This window comes from Pseudomonas sp. NPDC087342, from assembly GCF_044744265.1.
GTDB lineage: Bacteria > Pseudomonadota > Gammaproteobacteria > Pseudomonadales > Pseudomonadaceae > Aquipseudomonas > Aquipseudomonas nunensis.
On record NZ_JBIUXZ010000018.1, the window covers coordinates 64,655 to 88,181 of the forward strand.

The window sequence follows — 23,527 nt, forward strand, 5'->3', positions numbered from 1 at the left end:
GGTCAATAAAGCTGACTAAGCTTTAAGGATCATCCTGTGGACCGTGCCCATGACCTTTAGAGCTCTGATTACCCTCGCCGAGGGCATCGATGACCTGCAATGCGTGACCCTGGTCGATGTGCTGCGCCGCGCTCAAGTAGAAGTGGTGGTGGCCAGCATCGAGGGCCGGCGCATGCTCACTTGCGCCCGTGGCACCCGCCTGACCGCCGACGCCATGCTGGTGGATCTGCTGGCCCAGCCGTTCGACCTGATTGTCCTGCCCGGCGGTGCCGTTGGCGCGCAACACCTGGCGGCGCATCAACCCCTGCAACAACTGATCAAGGACCAGGCCGCCGCCGGGCGCCTGTTCGCCGGCATCGCCGAAGCCCCGGCGCTGGCGCTGCAGGCTTTTGGTGTATTGCGTCAACGACGCATGACTTGCCTGCCCACGGTCAGCAATCAATTGTCGGGCTGCACCTTCGTCGATCAACCGGTGGTGGTCGATGGCAACTGCATCACCGCCCAAGGCTCGAGCGCCGCACTGCCCTTTGCGCTGGCGCTGGTGGAACAACTCTGCGGTAAAGCCACGCGCGCGACGGTGGCGGCGGAGTTGTTGGTTTAGCGCTAAACCTGTGGCGAGGGAGCTTGCTCCCGCAGGCCTGCGAAGCAGGCCCAAACTCTCGCGCCACAGATCAATTCCTTTGAACGCTCATCCAACCCCCGAAGTCGTACCCCTTATGACGGCGGTTTGCCAAAACGCCGCGAATGTATGACTAACCGTGAGGTGTTTATGAGCGCGACCACTCCCGAGGCGGCGACGCCGTCCTTCGCACGCCATCCGTTACGCCTGACGCTTAACGGCCAGGTGCGTCAGCTCGAGGTCCTGCCCTGGACCACGTTGCTGGATTTGCTGCGCGAGCAACTTGATCTGATCGGCACGAAAAAGGGCTGCGACCACGGTCAGTGCGGCGCCTGCACGGTGTTGCTCAACGGTAAGCGGGTGAATGCCTGCCTGACCCTGGCGGTAATGTGCGATGGCGCGGAATTGACCACGATTGAAGGCCTCGCCAGCGGCGAAGCACTGCACCCGATGCAGCAAGCCTTTATCAAGCATGATGCCTTTCAATGTGGCTATTGCACGCCGGGGCAGATTTGTTCGGCGGTGGGGCTGGCCAATGAAGGTCGAGCGCAAACCACTGCGCAGATCCAGGAATTGATGAGCGGCAACCTCTGCCGCTGCGGTGCCTACAGCAACATCCGCGATGCCATCGAAGAAGCCTTGCCCGCCTGCCGCCAAGGAGGTGGCCAATGAATCCTTTCCACTACAGCAAGCCGGATTCGGTGCAGGACGCCGTGCATCTTGCCGGCCCGGCGTCGCGCTTCATCGCGGGCGGTACGAATCTTCTGGATTTGATGAAGGAAAACCTGACCCGTCCCGAACATCTGATCGATATCACCGGTTTGCCACTGCGCGAGGTCACTGAAACCGCCAAGGGTGGGCTGATGATTGGCGCGTTGGTCAGTAACGCTGATCTGGCCTGGCACCCGGTGATCGAGCAGCGTTATCCACTGTTGTCCCAAGCGATTCTGGCAGGCGCTTCGCCGCAACTGCGCAACATGGCCAGCACCGGTGGCAACCTGCTGCAACGCACCCGCTGTTATTACTTCTACGATGCCAATGTGCCGTGCAACAAGCGCGAACCCGGCAGCGGTTGCCCGGCGCGGGACGGACTCAATCGGATTCACGCGATCCTCGGCGCCAGTGCGCAATGTGTCGCGACGCATCCGTCGGATATGTGCGTGGCACTGGCTGCGCTGGAAGCGGTGGTCCATGTGCAAGGCCGCAACGGCGCAAGAATTATCGAGTTCGGCGACTTTCACCGCTTGCCGGGCGACCACCCCGAGCGCGACAACCACTTGGCCGACGATGAGCTGATCACCGCCATCGAACTGCCCGCCACCGGTTTTGCCGAACACAGCCATTACCTGAAGATTCGCGACCGGGCGTCCTATGCCTTTGCGCTGGTTTCGGTGGCCGCTGCGCTGGATTTCACTGGCCCCGTGATTCGCCAGGCACGTCTCGCCCTCGGCGGCGTGGCGCACAAGCCGTGGCGCGACGAAGCTGTCGAAAATTGGTTGGTTGGCAAAGCGGCCAGCGTCGAAACCTTCACCGCTGCCGCCGACGCGTTGCTACAGAACGCGCAGCCTCTCGAACACAACGCATTCAAAGTCAAACTGGCCCGCCGGGCGATTGTTCGCGCCTTGAGCGATGCCGCGCGGGGAGGGCAAGCCTGATGACTACGTTCACTAAACCGATGGGGCAACCGCTGGATCGCGTCGATGGCCATCTCAAAGTCACCGGTCAGGCGCGCTATGCCGGGGAGTTTCCCGAGGACGGCCTGCTGCATGGCAGTGTTGTCTCCAGCCGCATCGCCTGCGGTCGTGTGCTCAACATTGACGCGTCCAAAGCCCTCGCGCTGCCGGGCGTGGTCGCCGTGATCGATCACACCAACCGCCCGAAGATCGCCAGTTATGACAAGGACTATGAAGACGCCGACTCGGCTGACGGCTCGCCGTTTCGTCCGCTGTACAACGACCGTGTCCTGTACAGCGGTCAGCCACTGGCACTGGTTGTGGCGGATAACCTCGAACTGGCGCGCTATGCCGGTTCGTTGATCGAGATCGAGTACGACGCCGAGAGCCATCAGACCGATCTCTTGAGTCTGCAGGGCGACGCCCATCCCGCACCCGCCGAACTGCCGAAACCGCGTGGGAATTTTCAGGCCGAGTTCGCCGGTGCGGCCATGAGCCTGGATCTGAACTACAGCACGCCGATCGAACACCACAATCCGATGGAACCGCATGCCAGTACGGTGCTGTATCAGGCCGATGGCAGCCTGCACATCCACGACAAGACCCAAGGCCCGCAGAACTGTCAGTCCTACGTGCAAAAGGTCTTTGGCCTGGAGAAAGAGCAGGTCAGGATTTTCGCTGCGTATGTTGGTGGGGCGTTCGGTTCCGGTTTGCGTCCGCAGTATCAACTGCCGCTGGCGGTGATGGCGGCGCTGCACCTCAAGCGTTCGGTACGCCTCACGCTGACGCGGCAACAGATGTTTACCTTCGGCTATCGCCCGCGCACCTTGCAGCGTTTGCAATTGGGCGCGGCGGCCAATGGTCGCTTGCTCGCGGTGGCGCATACCGCCATCGGCCAGACCTCGCGTTTCGAGGATTTCACCGAGCATGTGGTGGAGTGGAGCGGCATGCTCTACCACTGCGACAACGTGCAACTGACCTACAAACTGCTGCCACTCGATGTCTTCACGCCGCTGGACATGCGGGCGCCGGGCGCGGCGCTGGGGCTGATTGGCCTGGAGTGTGCGATGGATGAACTGGCCTGCGCGCTGGCCATCGATCCGGTGCAACTGCGCCTGATCAACTATTCCGAGCGCAATCAGAACGAAGACAAACCCTATTCCAGCAAAGAACTGCGCGAGTGTTACGCCCAGGGCGCCAAACGGTTCGGCTGGGAAAAGCGCGATCCTGAACCGCGCAGCATGCGCCAGGGCCGGCAGTTGGTCGGTTGGGGCATGGCCGGTGGCGTATGGGAGGCGATGCAGCAGAAGGCCAGCGCCAAGGCCTCACTCGATCACAACGGCAAACTCACCGTCAGCAGCGCGACCACCGACATCGGCACAGGCACCTACACGGTGATGACGCAAATAGCCGCGCAGGCGTCAGGCGTTTCGCTGAAGGACGTCACCTTTGTCCTCGGCGACTCTTCATTACCCACCGCGCCGTTGCAGGGCGGATCGTTCACGGTGTCGTCGGTCGGCACGGCGGTGCAGCAAGCGTGTGAAGCCTTGAAGGAAAAACTGCTCGCCGTGGCCCGGCAAACGTCGCCGGCTTTCAGTGGCGTGACCTCGGAGCAGGCAGTGTTCGAAGACGGACAGCTGTCATTCGGTGAGGCGCGTATCCAGTTGGCCGATCTGGCCCGGGACAGTGGCGAGGATGCGATTGAGGTTCAAGTCGACGCCGAACCGGACAAAAAACGCGAAGCCTACGCCACGGCGACCCACTCGGCGGTGTTCGTCGAAGTGTTGGTGGATGAGGATTTAGGCACGGTGAAGGTCAACCGGGTAGTCAGCGCGATTGCTGCGGGACGCGTGGTCAATCCGAAAATGGCCCGCAGCCAGATCCTCGGCGGCGTGGTCTGGGGCATCGGCATGGCGCTGCATGAGGAGACGCAAACCGACCATGCGCTGGGTCGTCACATGAACCACAGCCTGGCCGAGTACCACATCCCGGTAAACGCCGATATCGGCGAGATTGACGTGCTGTTTGTCGAAGAACACGACGAGATCGTCAACGCCCTCGGTTCCAAGGGCGTCGGCGAAATCGGTATCGTCGGGGTCGCGGCGGCGGTGGCCAATGCTATCTATCACGCCACCGGCAAACGGGTGCGGGACTTTCCCGTCACCCTGGACAAGCTGCTCTAGGCCTTGGCTTCTTCGACCGCGACGTGCATGCGGTCGCGGTTGGCCAGGGTCGGGAACAGTTTGATCCAGGTCCCGGTGACCACCAGTGTACCGATGCCGCCCATGACCACGGCCGGCACGGTGCCGAACCAGTGGGCGGTGAGGCCGGATTCGAATTCGCCCAACTGGTTCGAAGCGCCGATGAACAGTCCGTTCACGGCGCTGACCCGGCCACGCATTTCATCCGGGGTTTCCAGTTGCACGAAGGAGGCGCGGATCACCATGCTGATCATGTCCGCCGCGCCCAGTACCACCAGCACCGCCAGGGAAAACCAGAACGAGGTGGACAGGCCGAAGGCGATGGTCGCCACGCCGAAGATGCCCACGGCGGTGAACATCACCCGTCCGACTTTGCGCTCCACGGCAAATCGCGCCAGGAACAGCGACATCAACAGCGCGCCCACCGCTGGCGCCGAACGCAGCAGACCCAGGCCCCAAGGGCCAGTCAGCAGAATGTCCTTGGCGAACACCGGCAACAGCGCCGTCGCGCCACCCAGCAAAACCGCGAACAGGTCCAGGGAAATCGCCCCGAGGATGTCCGGGCGACTGCGAATGAAACGGATGCCGGCCAGCAGCGAATCCATGGTCGCCTTACCCTTGTTCAACGGCGTCTGCCGCGCGGGCAGGTTGAGCATCAAGCAGCAGGCGATGATGTACAGAACAACCGTCGGGCCATACACCCAGACGCTGCCGAAGGCGTACAGCAAACCGCCGAGCGCCGGTGCCACGATGGTCGCTGATTGCTGCGCCGATTGCGCGGCGGCCACGGCCCGTGGGAACAGCGCACTCGGTACGATGCTTGGCAGCAGCGCCTGGGTGGTCGGCATCTCGAAGGAACGGGCGGCACCGAGCAGGAAGGCAAGGATGAAGATCATTTCCCGGGTGACGTGATCGGTGGCGCTGCCGATGGCCAGGGACAACGCGATCAAGGCTTGCAGGGACTGGCAGATTGCCGCGACTTTGCGCCGGTCATAACGGTCCGCGACATGCCCGGTGTGCAGCATGAACAATACGCGCGGGGCGAACTCGACCAAACCCACCAGGCCCAGGTCCAGCACGTTGCCAGTCAGTTGGTACAGATTCCAGCCGATGGCCACGGTGAGCATCTGAAAACCGCTGGCGGTAAACACCCGGGCCAGCCAGAACGCAATGAAAGGACGGTGATGACGTAACAGCAGGGGCGCTTGGCTGGGCATCTGAAGGCAGGTCTTGAGCGAGGGGAGGGTTGAGGTTATCACCAAGCTGTAACAAGAAGTTGCGCTGACAAAAATTTTAGGTAGCTAGACACCGATCTCCAAAACCCAGCGCCGATCACCTGTGGTGAGGGGGCTTGCTGTGGCGAGGGGGCTTGCCCCCGCTTGAGTGCGAAGCGCTCACAAGATTTTGGGCCTGCTTCGCAGTCCAGCGGGGGCAAGCCCCCTCGCCACAACAAGCCCGCGCCCACAGGAGATGTGTTGCTGCGGATTGCCAAAGTGATGAGGCAACCTGTCACGCGGCAAAAGACCACACCGTCCATCGTCAAAAATGGGACTACTCTTTCAACGTTGCTTGATCCAGATCAATACCCCACAAGGAATTGATCCGGCGGCCACACGGCCAGACTCCCTACGTTGTGATGTTTGTAAAAAAAGAACGAATTCGAATTCGCCACACTCCATATCCGTGGGGGCAGAGTGGGTGCAGGGTCATAAGCCCTTCAACCGGTATTACCTGACAGAGGAAGACTTATGTTCGGTTTGGAGGCACTTGATCTCGCCCGGATGCAGTTCGCGTTCACCATCTCGTTCCACATCCTGTTCCCGGCCATCACCATTGGCCTGGCGAGTTACCTGGCGGTACTCGAAGGGCTGTGGCTCAAAACCCACAACGACACTTACCGCGATCTGTACCACTTCTGGTCGAAGATCTTTGCCGTCAACTTCGGCATGGGCGTGGTCTCCGGGCTCGTCATGGCCTATCAGTTCGGCACCAACTGGAGCCGTTTCTCGGACTTCGCCGGGGCGGTCACCGGGCCGCTGCTGACTTATGAAGTGCTCACCGCGTTCTTCCTCGAAGCCGGCTTCCTCGGCGTCATGCTGTTCGGCTGGAACAAGGTCGGGCGCAAGCTGCACTTCTTCTCCACGGTCATGGTAGCCGTCGGCACGCTGATCTCGACGTTCTGGATTCTCGCGTCCAACAGCTGGATGCAGACGCCCCAAGGCTTCGAAATCATCGACGGTCGAGTGATTCCGGTGGACTGGCTGGCGGTGATCTTCAACCCGTCGTTCCCGTACCGCTTGATGCACATGGCGACGGCAGCGTTCGTAGCGACTGCTTTCTTTGTCGGTTCCTCGGCGGCGTGGCACTTGCTGCGCGGCAAAGACAACCCGGCGATCCGCACCATGCTCTCGATGGCGATGTGGATGGCGTTGATCGTGGCGCCCATCCAGGCAGTGATCGGTGACTTCCACGGCCTCAATACGCTCAAGCATCAGCCGGCGAAAATCGCGGCGATCGAAGGTCACTGGGAAAACGTCGGAGATGAACCGACCCCGCTGATCCTGTTCGGCTGGCCGGACATGAAAGCCGAAAAGACCAAATTCGCAGTCGAGATTCCCTACCTCGGCAGCCTGATCCTCACGCACTCGCTGGACAAGCAAGTGCCGGCACTCAAGGACTTCCCGCCTGAAGACCGGCCGAATTCGACCATCGTATTCTGGTCGTTCCGGGTCATGGTTGGCCTGGGCTTCCTGATGATCTTCACCGGCTTGTGCAGCCTCTGGCTGCGTAAAAGCGACAGGTTGTACACCTCGCGGCCGTTCCTGTACCTGGCGTTGTGGATGGGGCCGTCGGGTCTGATCGCAATTCTTGCGGGCTGGTTCACCACTGAAATCGGCCGTCAGCCGTGGGTGGTGTATGGCTTGATGCGCACGGCGGATGCGTCCTCCAATCACAGCTTCATGCAGATGAGCATCACGTTGATCATGTTCGTCGTGGTCTATTTCGCGCTGTTCGGTGCCGGCCTGGGCTACATGATGAGGCTGGTACGCAAAGGGCCGAAGATCGACGAAGGCAAGGAAACCAACGACGGTGGTCCTGGCCAGAAACGCACGCCGGCCCGTCCGCTGTCCGCAGCTGACGATGATGACACCGACGGTGACCACCGCCACAGCCTGACCAAGGAGATTTGAATCATGGGTATTGATCTTCCGCTGATCTGGGCCGTGATCATCATCTTCGGCATCATGATGTACGTGGTCATGGACGGCTTCGACCTGGGCATCGGGATTCTCTTCCCGTTCATCCCGGGCAAGACCGACCGTGACGTAATGATGAACACCGTCGCCCCTGTCTGGGACGGTAACGAAACCTGGCTGGTACTGGGCGGCGCGGCGTTGTTCGGCGCCTTCCCGCTGGCCTATTCGGTGGTGTTGTCGGCGTTGTACCTGCCGCTGATCTTCATGCTGATCGGGCTGATTTTCCGTGGTGTGGCGTTCGAGTTCCGCTTCAAGGCCAAGGACGACAAGCGTCACCTGTGGGACAAGGCGTTCATCGGTGGTTCGGTGGCGGCGACGTTCTTCCAGGGCGTGGCGCTCGGGGCGTTTATCGATGGATTGCCCGTAGTTGACCGCCAGTTCGCCGGCGGTTCACTCGACTGGGCAACGCCGTTCACCATGTTCTGCGGCGTAGCGCTGGTGATTGCCTACGCGTTGCTCGGCTGTACCTGGCTGATCATGAAGACCGAAGGCAAGTTGCAGGAGCAGATGCATAACCTGGCGCGGCCCTTGGCGTTCGTTGTATTGGCAGTGATCGGTATCGTCAGCATCTGGACTCCGCTGGCCCATGCCGATATCGCCGCGCGCTGGTTCACCTTGCCGAACCTGTTCTGGTTCCTGCCGGTACCGATCCTGGTGCTGGTGACCATGTACGGTCTGATCCGTGCCGTGGCCCGCAACGCGAACTACACGCCGTTCCTGCTGACCCTGGTGCTGATCTTCCTCGGCTACAGCGGCCTGGGCATCAGCCTGTGGCCAAACATTGTGCCGCCGTCGATCTCGATCTGGGACGCTGCCGCACCGCCGCAAAGCCAGGGCTTCATGCTGGTGGGGACGCTGTTCATCATCCCGTTCATCCTGGGCTACACCTTCTGGAGCTACTACGTGTTCCGCGGCAAGGTCACCCATGAAGACGGTTACCACTAGCCCCGCCCTGTAACTGTAGGAGCGAAGCTTGCTCGCGAAGGCGCCCTCACCGGCGCCATTCACCTCAGAGAGGATTGAGTCATGTCCACCAAACCTTCCCTGCACGACATCGAACAGGCCGAAAAAAAGCCGCTGTGGCAGCGGCTCGGATGGTTGGCGATGATCTGGACCGGCAGTGTCGTGGCCCTGTTTATCGTGGCCAGCCTGATGCGCATGTTCATGAATGCCGCAGGCCTGACCACCCACTGAAACACCCACAGTTCCCATCCCGATGCCTTGTGGCACGGCCTCAACCCTCCTGACGGAGGGTTTTTTTTGCCCGGGTTATTTGCGCGCCTTGAGAATCACGAATTTCGGGGTAGCCGCCACTTGCTCGACACCGCGGAACAGCCGCGCCAATTTGCTGTGATAACCCAAGTGACGATTGCCGACGATGTACAACGCGCCGCCGACCACCAAAGCCTCCCGGGCCTGTTGGAACATCCGCCAGGCGAGAAAATCGCCGACGACCTGTTGCTGGTGGAAGGGCGGATTGCACAGCACCACATCCAAAGATTGCGGTTCCTGGCCGGCCAGGCCATCGTCGGCGCGCACGATTACATCCCGTTCACCCAACGCCGCGCGCCAGTTTTCGCCGGCCGATTGCACGGCCATGAATGACTCGTCCACCAGCGTGTAATGCGCTTCAGGGTTTTGCAGGGCGCTGGCGATGGCCAGTACACCGTTACCGCAACCAAGGTCAGCAACCCGCGCGGCGCCGAGGTTTTTCGGCAGGTGCGGCAGGAACGCACGCGTGCCGATATCCAGCCCTTCGCGGCAGAACACATTGGCGTGGTTGAGCAGTTCGATCGCAGGCTCGTCGAGCAGGTAGCGCGAAGGGTAGGGCGATGCCACGGGGGTTTTGGATTGCGCGGTGGCGATCAGCAACCGGGCCTTCTTCACGGCCAGCGAGGCTTGTACCGGGCCGATGTAGCGCTCCAGCAAATCCCCGGCGGCGCGAGGCAGGTGCTTGACCATCGCCGCCGCAATCACCTGGGCACCCGGGGCCAGTTGGCCTTGCAGGCGAATCAGTTGTTCTTCAAGTAAGGCGAGGGTTTTCGGCACCCGGATCAACACCCGGTCGAACGGCCCGACAAACATTTCACTGGCCGGCACGTGCGGCACCGCGTCAAACGCCTTCGCATTGCGGATCAGGTTCTTTTCCAGCCCCAGGAAGGCCAGGAACGAATCGCCACTGCTGGTCACTTGAACCTTGCCTGCCAGGCTGGCGGCCAATGCGCCGAAACTGTCGTTGAGTACCAACACCCGAGAATCCGCCGTCGGTTGTTGCTCGGCCAGATGATTCAGCAGGTATTCGTCGGCAGCATCGAACGCTTGCAGTGGTTCATTCTGCTGTTCGGGCTGGCGGATCAGGTCGAGTTGGGCGAAAGGTGTTTCGAGCAAGGGCATGGGGCGGGGGGCTCTGGATAATCAACGGGTATCCCGCAGCCAAGGGGCGATGTAGCGGGCAGAAACGACCGAGTGGACTGCGTCGTGAAGGGTCACACGTCATCACTCTGGAAGAATCGCAAATGGTACGTTTTTTTCTATTGGATTACTCGAAGGTTTTCCCTGAATCGAACTGCTTCAAATAACGCCGTGCCTGACCGCTTTGGTCACGGCGGCAGTCTTGTTGCAGACCCCGAGTTTTTCGATTGCCCGGTGCACGTGAAAATTCACAGTGCGCTCGCTAAGGCTGAGGATTATGGAAATTTCGTACGCGGTCTTGCCATCGGCTGACAGCTTCAATACCTCGACTTCTCTGGGAGACAAATGCGGTGCGATTGGTTTCGATACGCCTTTGGGCAACGTCTTGGCGGCCAGATTGTGCAGATGACGACTGATGAAAACCGTGAAGCCGAGATTTTCATACAATTCATAAGCGCTGATCGGGCAATGGCTTCTAGCCAGACTCAGAATGCTGCAAAGACCGCTTTCCTGATCATGGATCGATTGCGACCAACCATGTTGAAGCCCTTCCTGTTGCAAGGCTTGCCACATCCAGGGCGTCTTTGAAAAAACTTCTTCGGTCCACATAATCGGCAACATGGATTGATTGCAATGAGCCACTACTGGGTCTATAGCACTGTATTTGTTTTCTTTATATTGGGTGTTCCAGCCAGGGGGAAAGTTATTTCGGCTAAAGGTGTGATCCTCTGCGCCAATAGTTTTTGATGTTATTGAAAACGCACAGAATTTATACCCCAGATTTTTAATGAAATTGAGTGAAATCTGGTACGCGATGTCAATTTCATTGGTATAAGACAGTTGCGTTAATTGCGACTCCTTCCACATTTCCATTTTAGTCCTCCATATTTATGTTTCGCTGGGGTGGCCTTTTGGATCCAGAGATCTGGCACGGACCGAGTGTAGGACTTTTCTGGTACGCACGCTCCAATTTTTTGGATATGTATGGCGTTCGAGAAGTGCATAACAGATTTTGGTGATGTAACCGAGTATGACGAAATTAAATTAATGTTGAAAAACCCTTTATGGATCTAATGGCCAGTAAGAACTATGCCCTTTATTGTTATTTAAATAACAAAAGCCCCGGTTGCTAAAGCCACTACAAATCGCCGGTGTTTAAGTCCTCGGCTTTGCGGGACACTGGGGGCACCTGTTCAATGGAGTGCCCCATGACCGCCAGTGCAGAAAAATTCACACGCCAGACTCTGCTCGACGTCCAGCCACTGACGTCGAGCCTGTTTACCCTGCGTACAACCCGGGACTCGGGTTTTCGTTTTCGCGCCGGGCAATTCGCGCGTCTGGGGGTGACCAAACCTGATGGCAGCACCGTGTGGCGCGCCTATTCCATGGTTTCGTCGCCGTATGACGAGTTTCTTGAATTCTTCTCCATCGTTGTGCCGGGTGGCGAGTTCACCAGCGAGCTGAGCCGTCTGGAAGTCGGGGATACGTTGCTGGTAGAACGGCAGGCCACGGGCTACCTGACTTTGGATCGTTTCGTCGATGGCCGCGATCTCTGGATGTTATCCACAGGCACGGGCGTGGCACCGTTCCTTTCGATCCTGCAGGATTTCGAGGTGTGGGAAAAATTCGAACGCATCATCCTGGTCTACAGCGCGCGCGAAGGCCGGGAGCTCGCGTATCAGGAATTGATCGCAGGGCTGGCGCAGCGTGATTACCTGGCGGAGCATGCGCACAAACTGCAATTCATCCCGACGGTCACCCGCGAGCAGATTCCGGGTGTTCTGAATGGTCGGATTACCACCCTGATTGAAAATGGCGAGCTGGAGCGGGCGGCGGGGCTGGAGCTGACGCCCGAGCACTCGCGGGTGATGATCTGCGGTAACCCACAAATGATCGATGACACGCGTAAATTGCTGAAGCTGCGTGATATGAACCTGAGCCTCAGCCGGCGACCCGGCCAGGTGGCGGTGGAAAACTATTGGTAATAAAAAACGGCGCCCGAAGGCGCCGTTTTTACATCGCTACACAGCCTTCAAGGCCGGTCGTTCTGAGCCTTGAGCAGATCGCGGATCTCGCTCAGCAGTTCTTCTTCCTTGGTCGGTACCGGCGGCAGGGTCGGTGCCACGGCCTCTTCACGCTTCAGGCGGTTGATGGCCTTGACGCCCATGAAGATCGCGAACGCAACGATCACGAAGTCGATCAAGCTCTGGATGAACTTACCGTACGCCAGTACCACCGCCGGGATGTCGCCATTGGCGGCCTTGAGCGTAACAGCCAAGTCACTGAAATCCACCCCACCGATCAACAAGCCGATTGGCGGCATGACCACGTCGCCGACGAACGACGAGACGATCTTGCCAAACGCGGCGCCGATGATGATACCGACGGCCATATCGACCACATTGCCTTTGACCGCGAAGGCCTTGAACTCGTTAAGCACGCCCATAGGTTATTTCCTTGTTACAGATGAGGTTGGTGAACGCAGTGTAAATCAGCAAAACGCATCCTGCTCGACACAACTGCTTACAACGCTTGCCTGCTATCGACCTGCTCATTTGCAGAAAGTTTACAAAAGGCCACCATTCGCGCGCGGTTTACCCGCTCTAGGCCGGGCCTTCCAGCATCTTTTTACTATCGCCTCGGTGTGGCATTTCTATTTAGGTTTTGGGCTGGCGGTCACTAGCCTCTGTTGAGCGCACCTGGATGCGCTTTATAAAATCAGAGGAAACTCCTATGACAACTTCCCTTGGCCTTGGGGCTTATTCCCATCGCCGCGCCCTGGGCGTCTTGAGCGCCGGCCTGCTGTCCTTTTCCGTGAGTGCCGCGACACTGACCCGCGATAACGGCGCCGCCGTTGGCGACAACCAGAACTCGCAAACCGCCGGCGCCACGGGCCCGGTGCTGCTGCAAGACGTGCAATTGATCCAGAAACTCCAACGGTTTGACCGCGAACGCATTCCGGAACGCGTGGTGCATGCCCGGGGTACTGGCGCCCACGGTACGTTCACGGTGACCGATGATCTCAGCGACCTGACCAAGGCCAAGGTGTTTGCCGGCGGCCAGAGCACGCCGGTGTTCGTGCGCTTTTCGGCGGTAGTGCATGGCAATCACTCCCCGGAAACCCTGCGCGACCCGCGCGGTTTCGCCACCAAGTTCTACACCGCTGACGGCAACTGGGACCTGGTCGGCAACAACTTCCCGACTTTCTTCATCTGTGACGCCATCAAATTCCCGGACATGGTGCACGCCTTCAAGCCGGACCCACGCACCAACCTTGACGACGACTCGCGTCGTTTCGATTTCTTCTCCCATGTGCCGGAAGCCACACGCACCCTGACTGAGCTGTATTCCAATTCCGGAACACCTGCCAGTTATCGGGAAATGGACGGTAATGGTGTCCATGCCTATAAGTTAGTGAATGTCAAAGGTGAAGTTCACTATGTGAAATTCCATTGGAAAAGTTTGCAAGGCATTAATAATCTCGATCCAAAGTCGGTCGAAAAAGTCCAAGGCAAAGACTACAGTCATATGACTAATGATCTGGTGGCTCATATAAATAAGGGCGACTTTCCGAAGTGGGACTTGTACGTTCAAGTCGTGAATCCGCAGGACTTGTCTAAGTTCGATTTTGATCCATTGGACGCCACCAAGATCTGGCCGGGTATTGCTGAGCGAAAAGTTGGACAAATGGTGTTGAACCGTAATCCGGCCAATGTGTTCCAGGAGACCGAGCAAGTTGCCATGGCGCCCGCCAATCTTGTTCCCGGTATTGAACCATCCGAAGATCGTTTGTTGCAGGGGCGAGTGTTCTCGTATGCCGATACGCAAATGTATCGCCTGGGGCCAAATGCTCTGCAACTACCGATCAACGCGCCAAAGGTTGCGGTCAACAACGGTAACCAGGATGGCGCGATGAACAGCGGCGCCAGCAGCAGCAGCGTGAACTACCAGCCAAGCCGTTTGCTGCCCCGTGAAGAGCCGCAAACCGCACGCTACAGCCAGTCGGCGCTGTCGGGCAGCACTCAGCAGGCGAAGATTCAGCGCGAGCAGAACTTCAAGCAGGCCGGCGATTTGTATCGCTCCTTCAGCCAGAAAGAACGCCAGGACCTGATCGACAGCTTCGGCGGCTCGCTCGCCACCACCGACGACGAGAGCAAGCACATCATGCTGTCGTTCCTCTATAAGGCCGACCCGGAATACGGCACCGGCGTGACCAAGGTCGCCAAGGGTGACCTGGACCGGGTCAAGGCACTGGCGGCCAAACTGGCCGACTGATCCTGTTTGCCTGAAACGCGGGGCCTCTTTCGGGGCCCCGTCAGACCAAGGAGCCTGTCCATGCGTTTTTATCTATCCCTGTTTCTGGCAGCCCTGTCGTTCAGCGTGTTTGCCGGACCGACGGCGGAGGTCGCGAAAGACCCCGCCGCGCTGAAAGCCCAATTGCAGGATTACTACTTCGATGCCGCGCGCCGTGGCGATGTGCCGATGCTCGACACATTTATCGAGGCCGGTTATTCCCTCGATACGCGAGACGACAAAGGCTACACCGCGCTGATTCGGGCGGCCTATCACGGCCAGAGTGCCGCAGTGGACCGTTTGCTCGCCGCTGGCGCCGATGCCTGCGCCCAGGATCAGCGTGGCAATACGGCGCTGATGGGCGCGATTTTCAAGGGCGAAGTGCAGATTGCCCGGACCCTGCTGGCTGCCAATTGCAGTCCCGATCAGCGTAACGGCGCCGGGCAGACGGCGGCGATGTACGCCGGGCTGTTCAACCGTGTCGAATTGCTGGATGCACTCAAGGCCAAGGGTGCCGACCTGAATGCCGAAGATCCGCTGGGCAATAGCGCCGCGCGTCTGGCCAGCGGTGAAATCCGCAACGCGCCGCCGCGCTGATCCGGCCCGGCTGCGCTATCATCGCGGTTTTTGCCGGGAGTTCAGATGGCCAAGGCCAAGCGCATGTACGGCTGCACCGAGTGCGGCTCAACCTTCCCCAAGTGGGCCGGCCAGTGCGGCGAGTGCGGGGCCTGGAACACGCTGACCGAAACCATGGTCGAGAGCGGCGGCGCTGCGGCGCCCAGCGGTCGAACCGGGTGGACCGGCCAACAAGCGCAGATCAGGACCCTGGCGGAAGTCAGCGTCGAAGAGATTCCGCGTTTTTCCACAGCCTCCAGCGAACTCGATCGCGTGCTCGGCGGCGGCCTGGTGGACGGCTCGGTGGTGTTGATCGGTGGTGATCCCGGCATCGGCAAGTCGACCATTCTGTTGCAAACCTTGTGCAACCTCGCCAAGAGCATGCCGGCGCTGTACGTCACCGGTGAAGAATCCCAGCAACAAGTGGCCATGCGCGCCCGTCGTCTCGGTTTGCCCCAGGACAAGCTGCGGGTGATGACCGAAACCTGCATCGAAACCATCATCGCCACGGCCCGGCAGGAAAAGCCCAAGGTCATGGTGATCGACTCGATCCAGACGATTTTCACCGAACAACTGCAATCAGCACCGGGCGGCGTGTCCCAGGTCCGCGAAAGTGCGGCGTTGCTGGTGCGTTATGCCAAGCAGAGCGGCACGGCGATTTTCCTGGTGGGCCACGTGACCAAGGAAGGCGCCTTGGCCGGCCCGCGAGTGTTGGAGCACATGGTTGATACCGTGCTGTATTTCGAAGGCGAATCCGATGGGCGTTTGCGGCTGCTGCGGGCGGTGAAAAACCGTTTCGGCGCGGTCAACGAACTCGGCGTGTTCGGCATGACCGACAAGGGCCTCAAAGAAGTCTCCAACCCCTCGGCGATTTTTCTCACACGGGCTCAGGAAGAAGTCCCGGGCAGTGTGGTCATGGCGACGTGGGAAGGCACCCGGCCGATGCTGGTCGAAGTGCAGGCGCTGGTGGATGACAGTCATCTGGCCAACCCGCGTCGGGTCACCTTGGGGCTGGATCAGAACCGGCTGGCGATGTTGCTGGCGGTGCTGCACCGTCACGGCGGGATTCCGACCCACGATCAGGACGTGTTCCTCAACGTGGTCGGTGGGGTCAAGGTACTGGAAACCGCGTCTGACCTGGCGCTGATGGCGGCGGTGATGTCCAGCCTGCGCAATCGGCCGCTGCCGCATGATTTGCTGGTGTTTGGTGAAGTCGGGTTGTCGGGTGAAGTGCGCCCGGTGCCAAGCGGTCAGGAACGCCTGAAAGAAGCGGCCAAGCACGGCTTCAAGCGCGCCATCGTGCCCAAGGGCAACGCACCGAAAGAAGCCCCGCCGGGGTTGCAGATTATTGCGGTGACCCGACTGGAGCAGGCTTTGGACGCATTATTCGAGTAACTCATCAAACTCCCTGTGAGAGCGGGCTTGCTGTGGCGAGGGAGCAAGCTCCCTCGCCACAAAAGCTCGCTCCCACATTTTGTATGGCACCAGTCTTCAGACTTCGATCAACGCCCCCAATTCGCGCTCCAGTTCGTCTGGATCGCCCAGGTTGAACTCAATCAACCGCCGCAGACGCTCGATGGATTCCAGGCTGATGTGTTTGCAGACGAACCCGAGCTGACCATGGTCATCGTGGGTCAGCATCACGTCCATCTTGATCTCGACGTCGGCGTTCAGATGGATGTCGACCAGGAAGTGCCAGTCCGGATTACCCAGCCAGGGCTCGGGCTTTTCGATCAGCAGGCCCTTGAGCGACAGGTCGATCAGCTTCACCGGCCAGGTGGATTCCCCCTGGCTCAGCTCGGTTCGGGCATCGAACGCAATACGTTTGAAGCGGCGGCGATCGGCAGGGTGGTCGCTCATGGCGCAATCCTCGTGAAGGTTGCCTGACTATAGACCTGCATCACCGAAGGCTGCCAGCACGGTAATGGCGCTCGACCAATGTCGGACTATGGTCTTTGGCGCCAGTAGAGCTAAACTCGAACTGGCTGTCTTTCTTGTCCACCCTGGCTGGAATAATAAAATGAAAAATAATAATAGCCTGCTACGCCATCTACCCTGGCTGCTGCTGGCAATCGTAGGAGCGTGCGCCCTGGGCGTAGTGGCATTGCGTCGAGGCGAGGCGATCAACGCCTTGTGGATTGTGGTCGCCGCCGTGGCCATTTATCTGGTTGCTTATCGTTACTACAGTCTGTTCATCGCCAACAATGTGATGCAACTCGATCCGCGCCGGGCCACCCCCGCCGTGCTCAACAATGATGGCCTGGACTACGTCCCGACCAACAAACACATCCTTTTCGGTCACCACTTCGCAGCGATTGCTGGCGCAGGGCCTTTGGTCGGGCCGGTATTGGCGGCGCAGATGGGCTACCTGCCCGGCACGCTCTGGCTGATCGCTGGCGTGGTGCTGGCGGGTGCGGTGCAGGACTTTATGGTCCTGTTCATGTCCACCCGCCGCAATGGCCGCTCCCTGGGCGACATGGTCCGGGAAGAAATGGGCCGCATCCCGGGGACTATTGCGCTGTTCGGCTGCTTCCTGATCATGATCATCATCCTCGCGGTGCTGGCGCTGATCGTGGTGAAAGCCCTGGCCGAGAGTCCGTGGGGTATTTTCACGGTGATGGCGACCATCCCGATCGCGATGTTCATGGGCATTTACATGCGCTACATCCGCCCGGGTCGCATCGGCGAAATCTCCGTGGTCGGCGTCTTGCTGCTGCTGGGTTCGATCTGGCTGGGCGGGCAGATTGCCGCCGATCCGGTGTGGGCCAAGGCGTTCAGCTTCACTGGCGTGCAGATTACCTGGATGCTGGTCGGTTACGGTTTCGTTGCCGCCTCGTTACCGGTGTGGCTGATCCTGGCGCCGCGTGACTACCTCTCCACCTTCCTGAAAATCGGCACCATCATCGCTCTGGCGATTGGCATCCTGGTGACCATGCCCGAGCTGAAAATGCCGGCATTGACCCAGTTCGTCGATGGCACCGGGCCGGTGTGGAAGGGCGGTCTGTTCCCGTTCCTGTTCATCACCATTGCCTGTGGCGCGGTGTCCGGTTTCCACGCGCTGATTTCTTCCGGCACGACGCCGAAGCTGTTGGATAACGAAGTCAATTCCCGCTACATCGGCTATGGCGCGATGTTGATGGAATCCTTTGTCGCGATCATGGCGATGGTTGCCGCTTCGGTCATCGAGCCGGGCGTGTACTTCGCCATGAACAGTCCGGCGGCCGTGGTCGGCGGTGACGTGGTGGCCGTGGCGCAAACCGTCAGCAGCTGGGGTTTTGCGATTACGCCTGAAGCCTTGCAAGCGGTGGCCCATGACATTGGTGAAACCACCATCCTGGCCCGTGCCGGCGGTGCGCCGACGTTGGCGGTTGGTATCGCGCAAATCCTGCACAGCGTGCTGCCGGGTGAAAACACCATGGCGTTCTGGTACCACTTCGCGATCCTGTTCGAGGCGCTGTTCATCCTGACCGCTGTCGATGCTGGCACCCGTGCTGGACGTTTCATGCTCCAGGATTTGCTCGGCTCCTTCGTCCCGGCGCTGAAACGCACCGAGTCCTGGACTGCCAACCTGATCGCCACCGCCGGTTGTGTGGCGATGTGGGGCTGGTTGCTGTACCAAGGCGTGATCGACCCATTGGGCGGGATTAACACCTTGTGGCCGCTGTTCGGCATCTCCAACCAGATGCTCGCCGGTATCGCGCTGATGCTTGCCACCGTCGTACTGATCAAAATGAAACGCCAACGCTACATCTGGGTGACCCTGATGCCAGCGGCGTGGTTGTTGATCTGCACCACCACTGCCGGCTTCATCAAGCTGTTCGACGCCAACCCGGCGATCGGCTTCCTGTCGCTGGCGAAAAAATACAGCTATGCCCTGGCCAACGGTCAGATCCTCGCCCCGGCCAAGGACATTACGCAAATGCAGCACGTAATCTTCAACGCCTACACCAACGCAACGCTGACGGCGCTGTTCCTGTTCGTGGTATTCAGCATCCTGTTCTATGCGCTCAAGGTCGGTATTTCGGCTTGGGGTACAAAAGAACGCACGGATAAAGAAGCACCCTTCCAGGCTTTGCCGGACGCGTGATCGAGGATTGCAACGATGTTCAATGACCTGAGTCGCCTCGGTAAATACCTCGGTCAGGCTGCGCGCCTGATGGTCGGCATGCCCGACTACGACAACTACGTCGAGCATATGCAAACCAAACACCCGGACAAACCGGTGATGAGCTATGAGATGTTCTTCCGCGAACGTCAGGAAGCGCGTTACGGTGGCAAGGGTGGGCCGAAGTGTTGCTGATTTATTGGCACTGAAGTAACGCATCACCTTGTGGGAGCGAGCCTGCTCGCGAAGGCAATCTGTCAGTCGACACTGTTGTTGACTGACACACCGCTTTCGCGAGCAGGCTCGCTCCCACATTTGTTTTTGTATTGGTCTTTAATTTTGTGAACAGGAGATTCCAGTTGTCCTCTCCCATCCCGGTAACCATCCTCAGCGGCTTCCTTGGCGCGGGTAAAACCACGCTGTTGCGCTACCTGCTCAAAGCCGAGCACGGCCTGAAAATCGCCGTGATCGAAAACGAATTCAGCGACGCCGGCATCGACACCCAGCTGTTGGGCGAAGAGCCGGTGCAAGTGATGACGCTGTCCAACGGCTGCGTCTGCTGCACCATTCACACCGACCTGACCAAGGCCCTGTACCTGCTGCTCGAACGCCTGGACAGCGGTGAAATCGCCTTCGACCGCCTGGTGATCGAGTGCACCGGCCTGGCCGACCCGGCCCCGGTGGCGCAAACCTTTTTCATCGATGAAGAACTGCGCGAGCGCTACATTCTCGACGGCATCATCACCCTGGTGGACGCCGCCCACGCCGAGACGCACCTGACCCAGACCATCGCCCAGGCGCAAATCGGTTTTGCCGATCGTTTGCTGGTGAGCAAACGGGATCTGGTGGACGAGCCGACCTTCACCGCCCTCAGCGAACGCCTGACCCGCATCAACCGTCGTGCGCCGATTCGCGTGGTCGAGCACGGCAAGATCGACCTGGCGGAACTGCTCGATGTGCGCGGTTTCAACCTCAACGCCGACCTCGGCGGTGGCGTGAGTCTGCGACCGGTGAGCAAAGCGCCGTCCATCGACCGCATTTCCAGCCTGGTGCTGCGCACCGACAAACCGCTGGATCTCGACAAGCTCAGCGAGTTCATGAACGAACTGCTGGAAGACCATGGCAAGCAATTGCTGCGTTACAAAGGTGTGTTGAGCATCGTCGGCGAGCCACGGCGCATGGTGTTTCAAGGCGTGTTGAAGTTGTACGGCTTCGATTGGGACACCGAATGGGCTGAGGGTGAGGCGCGGGAAAGTGTGATCGTGTTTATTGCCGATGATTTGCCGGAAGAGAAGATTCGGGCGGGGTTTGAGCGGGTGGCGGCGGATTGAAATTGTCAGTTTGTCTGTGATGACGCCTTCGCGGGCAAGCCTCGCTCCTACAAGGGCGGCGACATACCTGTAGGAGCGAGGCTTGCCCGCGAAGACAATCTAACCAGCAACACGACTCTGACTGAGTGTCGGTCCAGCGTTCAGCAACATCCCCTCCAGATAATCCAGATGCCGGCTCAGCAAGGTCACCGCCGCAACGGCATCCCGACGCTCCACAGCCTCCAGAATCCCCAGATGCACCTGCCACACGCAATAGTCTTGCGCCTGTGCATCAAACTGCGCAATCGCCAACGACGTCAGCGGCACCAAGCTGCAGAGAAAATGCGCCAACGGTGCATTCCCGGCCATTTCTGCCAGGCGCAAATGAAACTCCCCGGATAACCGAATCGCCGGACCGCGTGCGGTGCAGTGGCGTTCGCTGTCGATCAAGGCACGTAGCGGTTTCAAGTCTTGCGGCCGGGATTGCTGACAGGCCAGTCGCACCAGCGTGATCTCGGTTAGCCGCCGAGCATGCAGCATCTGCCGGGTCTGCTCGTGATCCAGCGACGCGACGCGGGGCCGATGGTTGGTGCGAAGGACAATGATCTGCTGATGCGACAGTCGCGTCAGTACGCCGCGAACGTCACTGCGTCGGGCGCTGAACATTTGCGCCAGGCTTTCTTCGGTAAAGCGACTGGCCGCATCAATGCGCAGTTCGAGAATCGCGTCGAAGATCTGTGAGTAGAGATCATCCGCCCGCCGGGGGAAGGGCAGGGCAGTGAGGGTTTGCGCTGAGGCGAAGCTGTTCATGGCCTGTCTCCAGTTCGGATGGTTTCAACTGCCGAGGTTGTCGTCCGGAATGTTCAGTTCGATGCCCATGCGCTGGCCTTCGCGAAGGATGTGCCGACGCATTTCGGCGCTGGCTTGGGCGCTGTTCTTGCTGCGGATCGCACGGACCACGGCTTCGTTTTCTTCAAGGCGTTCGGCCAGATGCTCAGGCGAATTGCGCAGTACTTCGGCGCTTTGCTTGAGGGCGTTGCTGGTCTGTTGCACCACGCTCTGGAAGATCGGGTTCGAGGTCAGGGTGAACAGCTCTTCGTGGAACGCGATGTAGGCGTTGACCCCGGCTTCGGCGTCGTTGGCTTCCAGCGCTTCGCGCATGTCCATCAGGGTCAGGCGCAGTTGCCCGACTTCCTTGCTGCTGATCGATTGCGCTACCAACCCGACAATGAACGGCTCAAGGGTGTAGCGCAGTTGCAGCACGTCTTCCAGGCTGGCGCCGGCAACTGCACTGTCATGATGCTGGCTGTCACTGAGATTGGCTTCCAGCACCACCACGCCTTTGCCCGGCATCGAGCGCACCAGCCCGAGGGTTTCCAGCACGATCACTGCTTCGCGCAGGCTCGGGCGGCTGATGCCCAGTTGTTCGGCCAGTTCACGCTGGCCCGGCAGCATATCGCCGGAGCGCCACTGACCCCGGGCCAGCGCGGCCCGAAGTTTTTCTACGACTGAATTGACGACCGTTGAAGTGGTAATCACTGTTGGCTCCATGGGTAATGGCTGGGGAGCCTGCCCCGAGGCAGACTCCCGCATGATTCAAAATTCCTGTTGATGCGCCGGCGCGACCGGTTTTCTCGGCTGGAAGGTATAACCCTGCTGTCCGGAAAGCACCTTGTTTGCGCGCTGGATATCGATGTCTTTTTCCCAGCGGGCGATGGCCACGGTGGCGACGCAGTTACCGATCAGGTTGGTCAGCGCCCGGCCAATGCCCATGAACCAGTCCACCGCCAGCACCAGCACCAGGCCGACTACTGGAATCGCCGGGATCGCGGTCAGGGTTGCCGCCAGAATCACCAGCGCCGAGCCGGGGATGCCGTGGGCACCTTTGGAGGTGATCAGCGACACCAGCAGAATCGTCAGCAGATCAGTCATGGCCAGCGGCGTACCGGTGGCGTTGGCGATGAAGACGATGGCCAGGGTCAGGTAGATCGAGAAACCGTCGAGGTTGAACGAGTACCCGGTTGGAATCACCAGCCCGACCGTCGAACTGCCGATGCCCAGGTGCTCAAGCTTGCGCATGATCTGCGGCAGCACGGCGTCGGAAGAGGCGGTGCCCATGACGATCATCAATTCTTCGCGCAGGTACTTGAGCAACGGCCACATCCGCAGGCCGGACAGGCGCATTACCAGACCGAGAATCAGCGACACAAACGCGGCGCAGGTCAGGTAGAACAGGCCCACCAGACTGCCCAAGTGTTGCAGGGAATCCAGGCCATATTTGCTGGTGGTGAAAGCGATGGCGCCGAACACGCCGATCGGCGCCAGGCGCACGATCATGCCCATGATGCGGAAAATCACGTGGCTGAGTTCGTTGATCAGCCGGGAAATGCCCGAGGCCGCTTCGCCCACCAGGTTCAACGCGCTGCCAAACAGTACCGAGAACAGCAGCACCTGCAGGATGTTGTTGTCCGCGAAAGCGCCGATCACCGACGTCGGAATCAGGTCCATCAGGAACTGCGTGGTGGTGTGCATGTGCTGGCCGCGCTGGGCGATGTCGCCGATATCGGCCGTGGAGAGCTGCTCCAGATGAATGTTCGCGCCGCTGCCGATACCGGTGCTGAAGGCGAACACCAAGCCGATCACCAGAGCGATGGTGGTCAACACTTCGAAGTAGATCACCGACTTGAGGCCGATGCGCCCGACCTTCTTCAAGTCGCCGGCACCGCTGATGCCGCTGACCACCACGCAGAACACGATGAGGCCGATGAGCATCTTGATCAGTTTGATGAAACCGTCGCCCAGGGGTTTGAGCTGTGCGGAGTATTCGGGAAGGGTCAGCCCGCAGACGATGCCGAGCACCAGTCCGAGAACCACTTGGAGGAAGATTGAACGCGAGCACCATCTGAGCATGGGAGGAATCCTGGTCGGTGTCCTGGCTGCCGTGCGCTTGAACGCATCAGATTCAGGACTTAATTATTGTGGTCTTACCGGTATGTCCAGTGCAGGCGCAGTCTAGGCGCTGTTTTTGGCGGATCGCAAGTG

Annotated in this window: 22 protein-coding genes; 14 read left to right on the forward strand and 8 right to left on the reverse strand. The window is 59.7% G+C overall.

Annotation, left to right across the window (positions count from 1 at the left end; all coding sequences use genetic code 11):
* Positions 1-49: 49 nt before the first annotated feature.
* The 4 genes from ACIOYV_RS25250 to ACIOYV_RS25265 all read left to right on the forward strand — a co-directional run bounded on the left by ACIOYV_RS25250 (position 50) and on the right by ACIOYV_RS25265 (position 4,475).
* On the forward strand, positions 50-601 hold the full coding sequence (locus ACIOYV_RS25250) for a DJ-1 family glyoxalase III (protein ID WP_401328014.1): 552 nt from the start codon (positions 50-52) through the stop codon (positions 599-601).
* Between the two features lie 168 nt (positions 602-769).
* Positions 770-1,291, forward strand: coding sequence for a (2Fe-2S)-binding protein (locus ACIOYV_RS25255; protein ID WP_401328017.1), 522 nt, complete (start codon positions 770-772; stop codon positions 1,289-1,291).
* Entirely contained in the window at positions 1,288-2,274 is a 987-nt protein-coding gene (locus tag ACIOYV_RS25260; RefSeq protein ID WP_401328020.1) for an FAD binding domain-containing protein, read from the forward strand. Before ACIOYV_RS25255 ends, ACIOYV_RS25260 begins: the two co-directional genes overlap by 4 nt.
* Positions 2,274-4,475 (forward strand): xanthine dehydrogenase family protein molybdopterin-binding subunit, encoded by a 2,202-nt coding sequence (locus tag ACIOYV_RS25265; RefSeq protein ID WP_401328023.1) that lies wholly within the window; start codon positions 2,274-2,276, stop codon positions 4,473-4,475. The genes ACIOYV_RS25260 and ACIOYV_RS25265 overlap by 1 nt, the downstream gene beginning before the upstream one ends.
* On the opposite strand, the gene ACIOYV_RS25270 is transcribed toward ACIOYV_RS25265, so the two are convergent.
* A complete protein-coding gene (locus ACIOYV_RS25270; protein WP_163911636.1) occupies positions 4,472-5,710 on the reverse strand; it encodes an MFS transporter in 1,239 nt (412 codons plus the stop codon). The genes ACIOYV_RS25265 and ACIOYV_RS25270 overlap by 4 nt on opposite strands.
* 531 nt (positions 5,711-6,241) lie before the next feature.
* Here ACIOYV_RS25270 and ACIOYV_RS25275 point away from each other — a divergent pair.
* The 3 genes from ACIOYV_RS25275 to ACIOYV_RS25285 all read left to right on the forward strand — a co-directional run bounded on the left by ACIOYV_RS25275 (position 6,242) and on the right by ACIOYV_RS25285 (position 8,944).
* Positions 6,242-7,684 (forward strand): cytochrome ubiquinol oxidase subunit I, encoded by a 1,443-nt coding sequence (locus tag ACIOYV_RS25275; RefSeq protein ID WP_163911639.1) that lies wholly within the window; start codon positions 6,242-6,244, stop codon positions 7,682-7,684.
* 3 nt (positions 7,685-7,687) lie between these two features.
* A complete protein-coding gene (cydB, locus tag ACIOYV_RS25280) occupies positions 7,688-8,695 on the forward strand; it encodes a cytochrome d ubiquinol oxidase subunit II (protein ID WP_163911643.1) in 1,008 nt (335 codons plus the stop codon).
* An 81-nt stretch (positions 8,696-8,776) separates the two neighbouring features.
* Entirely contained in the window at positions 8,777-8,944 is a 168-nt protein-coding gene (locus ACIOYV_RS25285) for a DUF2474 domain-containing protein (protein WP_082356715.1), read from the forward strand.
* Between the two features lie 75 nt (positions 8,945-9,019).
* On the opposite strand, the gene ACIOYV_RS25290 is transcribed toward ACIOYV_RS25285, so the two are convergent.
* Together ACIOYV_RS25290 and ACIOYV_RS25295 are read right to left on the reverse strand one after the other, a co-directional pair.
* Positions 9,020-10,144: a methyltransferase gene (locus ACIOYV_RS25290; RefSeq protein WP_401328028.1), complete on the reverse strand. Its 1,125-nt coding sequence runs from the start codon at positions 10,142-10,144 to the stop codon at positions 9,020-9,022.
* 177 nt (positions 10,145-10,321) lie between these two features.
* Positions 10,322-11,035 (reverse strand): autoinducer binding domain-containing protein, encoded by a 714-nt coding sequence (locus ACIOYV_RS25295; RefSeq protein WP_401328030.1) that lies wholly within the window; start codon positions 11,033-11,035, stop codon positions 10,322-10,324.
* Positions 11,036-11,370: 335 nt separating this feature from the next.
* Here ACIOYV_RS25295 and ACIOYV_RS25300 point away from each other — a divergent pair, with 335 nt between their 5' ends.
* On the forward strand, positions 11,371-12,147 hold the full coding sequence (locus ACIOYV_RS25300; protein WP_401328033.1) for a ferredoxin--NADP reductase: 777 nt from the start codon (positions 11,371-11,373) through the stop codon (positions 12,145-12,147).
* A gap of 47 nt (positions 12,148-12,194) precedes the next feature.
* On the opposite strand, the gene mscL is transcribed toward ACIOYV_RS25300, so the two are convergent.
* The gene (mscL, locus tag ACIOYV_RS25305) at positions 12,195-12,608 is read right to left on the reverse strand and encodes a large-conductance mechanosensitive channel protein MscL (RefSeq protein WP_054051433.1); all 414 of its coding nucleotides are present in this window, start codon (positions 12,606-12,608) and stop codon (positions 12,195-12,197) included.
* A gap of 287 nt (positions 12,609-12,895) precedes the next feature.
* Here mscL and ACIOYV_RS25310 point away from each other — a divergent pair, with 287 nt between their 5' ends.
* From ACIOYV_RS25310 to radA, 3 genes are read left to right on the forward strand one after another with little or no spacing between them, the layout of a single operon-like run.
* A complete protein-coding gene (locus ACIOYV_RS25310; protein ID WP_401328036.1) occupies positions 12,896-14,437 on the forward strand; it encodes a catalase in 1,542 nt (513 codons plus the stop codon).
* A 60-nt stretch (positions 14,438-14,497) separates the two neighbouring features.
* The gene (locus ACIOYV_RS25315) at positions 14,498-15,052 is read left to right on the forward strand and encodes an ankyrin repeat domain-containing protein (protein ID WP_401328039.1); all 555 of its coding nucleotides are present in this window, start codon (positions 14,498-14,500) and stop codon (positions 15,050-15,052) included.
* Positions 15,053-15,097: 45 nt separating this feature from the next.
* Positions 15,098-16,465, forward strand: coding sequence for a DNA repair protein RadA (gene radA / locus ACIOYV_RS25320; RefSeq protein WP_054051427.1), 1,368 nt, complete (start codon positions 15,098-15,100; stop codon positions 16,463-16,465).
* 96 nt (positions 16,466-16,561) lie between these two features.
* Here the strand turns inward: radA and ACIOYV_RS25325 are convergent, their stop codons facing one another.
* Entirely contained in the window at positions 16,562-16,930 is a 369-nt protein-coding gene (locus ACIOYV_RS25325) for a PilZ domain-containing protein (protein WP_401328042.1), read from the reverse strand.
* Between the two features lie 160 nt (positions 16,931-17,090).
* Between ACIOYV_RS25325 and ACIOYV_RS25330 the strand changes: the two genes are divergently transcribed.
* The 3 genes from ACIOYV_RS25330 to yjiA all read left to right on the forward strand — a co-directional run bounded on the left by ACIOYV_RS25330 (position 17,091) and on the right by yjiA (position 20,506).
* Complete coding sequence (locus ACIOYV_RS25330) at positions 17,091-19,157, forward strand: carbon starvation CstA family protein (protein WP_401328045.1); 2,067 nt, start codon at positions 17,091-17,093, stop codon at positions 19,155-19,157.
* 15 nt (positions 19,158-19,172) lie between these two features.
* Positions 19,173-19,370, forward strand: coding sequence for a YbdD/YjiX family protein (locus ACIOYV_RS25335; RefSeq protein WP_007895266.1), 198 nt, complete (start codon positions 19,173-19,175; stop codon positions 19,368-19,370).
* Positions 19,371-19,534: 164 nt separating this feature from the next.
* Positions 19,535-20,506 (forward strand): GTPase, encoded by a 972-nt coding sequence (gene yjiA / locus ACIOYV_RS25340; protein WP_265041002.1) that lies wholly within the window; start codon positions 19,535-19,537, stop codon positions 20,504-20,506.
* A gap of 99 nt (positions 20,507-20,605) precedes the next feature.
* Here the strand turns inward: yjiA and ACIOYV_RS25345 are convergent, their stop codons facing one another.
* Genes ACIOYV_RS25345 through ACIOYV_RS25355 form a run of 3 tightly spaced genes read right to left on the reverse strand, consistent with a single transcriptional unit; the run spans position 20,606 to position 23,395 of the window.
* A complete protein-coding gene (locus tag ACIOYV_RS25345) occupies positions 20,606-21,295 on the reverse strand; it encodes a GntR family transcriptional regulator (RefSeq protein ID WP_401328048.1) in 690 nt (229 codons plus the stop codon).
* A 24-nt stretch (positions 21,296-21,319) separates the two neighbouring features.
* Positions 21,320-22,024 (reverse strand): FadR/GntR family transcriptional regulator, encoded by a 705-nt coding sequence (locus tag ACIOYV_RS25350; RefSeq protein ID WP_054616677.1) that lies wholly within the window; start codon positions 22,022-22,024, stop codon positions 21,320-21,322.
* Between the two features lie 57 nt (positions 22,025-22,081).
* A complete protein-coding gene (locus ACIOYV_RS25355; protein ID WP_401328052.1) occupies positions 22,082-23,395 on the reverse strand; it encodes a C4-dicarboxylate transporter DctA in 1,314 nt (437 codons plus the stop codon).
* Between the last annotated feature and the right edge of the window lie 132 nt (positions 23,396-23,527).

Bases quoted from the DNA above. Each gene is read 5' to 3' on its own strand.
- ACIOYV_RS25250 (WP_401328014.1), top strand. From the start codon at position 50: ATGACCTTTAGAGCTCTGATTACCCTCGCCGAGGGCATCGATGACCTG.
- ACIOYV_RS25255 (WP_401328017.1), top strand. From the start codon at position 770: ATGAGCGCGACCACTCCCGAGGCGGCGACGCCGTCCTTCGCACGCCAT.
- ACIOYV_RS25260 (WP_401328020.1), top strand. From the start codon at position 1,288: ATGAATCCTTTCCACTACAGCAAGCCGGATTCGGTGCAGGACGCCGTG.
- ACIOYV_RS25265 (WP_401328023.1), top strand. From the start codon at position 2,274: ATGACTACGTTCACTAAACCGATGGGGCAACCGCTGGATCGCGTCGAT.
- ACIOYV_RS25270 (WP_163911636.1), bottom strand. From the start codon at position 5,710: ATGCCCAGCCAAGCGCCCCTGCTGTTACGTCATCACCGTCCTTTCATT.
- ACIOYV_RS25275 (WP_163911639.1), top strand. From the start codon at position 6,242: ATGTTCGGTTTGGAGGCACTTGATCTCGCCCGGATGCAGTTCGCGTTC.
- cydB (WP_163911643.1), top strand. From the start codon at position 7,688: ATGGGTATTGATCTTCCGCTGATCTGGGCCGTGATCATCATCTTCGGC.
- ACIOYV_RS25285 (WP_082356715.1), top strand. From the start codon at position 8,777: ATGTCCACCAAACCTTCCCTGCACGACATCGAACAGGCCGAAAAAAAG.
- ACIOYV_RS25290 (WP_401328028.1), bottom strand. From the start codon at position 10,144: ATGCCCTTGCTCGAAACACCTTTCGCCCAACTCGACCTGATCCGCCAG.
- ACIOYV_RS25295 (WP_401328030.1), bottom strand. From the start codon at position 11,035: ATGGAAATGTGGAAGGAGTCGCAATTAACGCAACTGTCTTATACCAAT.
- ACIOYV_RS25300 (WP_401328033.1), top strand. From the start codon at position 11,371: ATGACCGCCAGTGCAGAAAAATTCACACGCCAGACTCTGCTCGACGTC.
- mscL (WP_054051433.1), bottom strand. From the start codon at position 12,608: ATGGGCGTGCTTAACGAGTTCAAGGCCTTCGCGGTCAAAGGCAATGTG.
- ACIOYV_RS25310 (WP_401328036.1), top strand. From the start codon at position 12,896: ATGACAACTTCCCTTGGCCTTGGGGCTTATTCCCATCGCCGCGCCCTG.
- ACIOYV_RS25315 (WP_401328039.1), top strand. From the start codon at position 14,498: ATGCGTTTTTATCTATCCCTGTTTCTGGCAGCCCTGTCGTTCAGCGTG.
- radA (WP_054051427.1), top strand. From the start codon at position 15,098: ATGGCCAAGGCCAAGCGCATGTACGGCTGCACCGAGTGCGGCTCAACC.
- ACIOYV_RS25325 (WP_401328042.1), bottom strand. From the start codon at position 16,930: ATGAGCGACCACCCTGCCGATCGCCGCCGCTTCAAACGTATTGCGTTC.
- ACIOYV_RS25330 (WP_401328045.1), top strand. From the start codon at position 17,091: ATGAAAAATAATAATAGCCTGCTACGCCATCTACCCTGGCTGCTGCTG.
- ACIOYV_RS25335 (WP_007895266.1), top strand. From the start codon at position 19,173: ATGTTCAATGACCTGAGTCGCCTCGGTAAATACCTCGGTCAGGCTGCG.
- ACIOYV_RS25345 (WP_401328048.1), bottom strand. From the start codon at position 21,295: ATGAACAGCTTCGCCTCAGCGCAAACCCTCACTGCCCTGCCCTTCCCC.
- ACIOYV_RS25355 (WP_401328052.1), bottom strand. From the start codon at position 23,395: ATGCTCAGATGGTGCTCGCGTTCAATCTTCCTCCAAGTGGTTCTCGGA.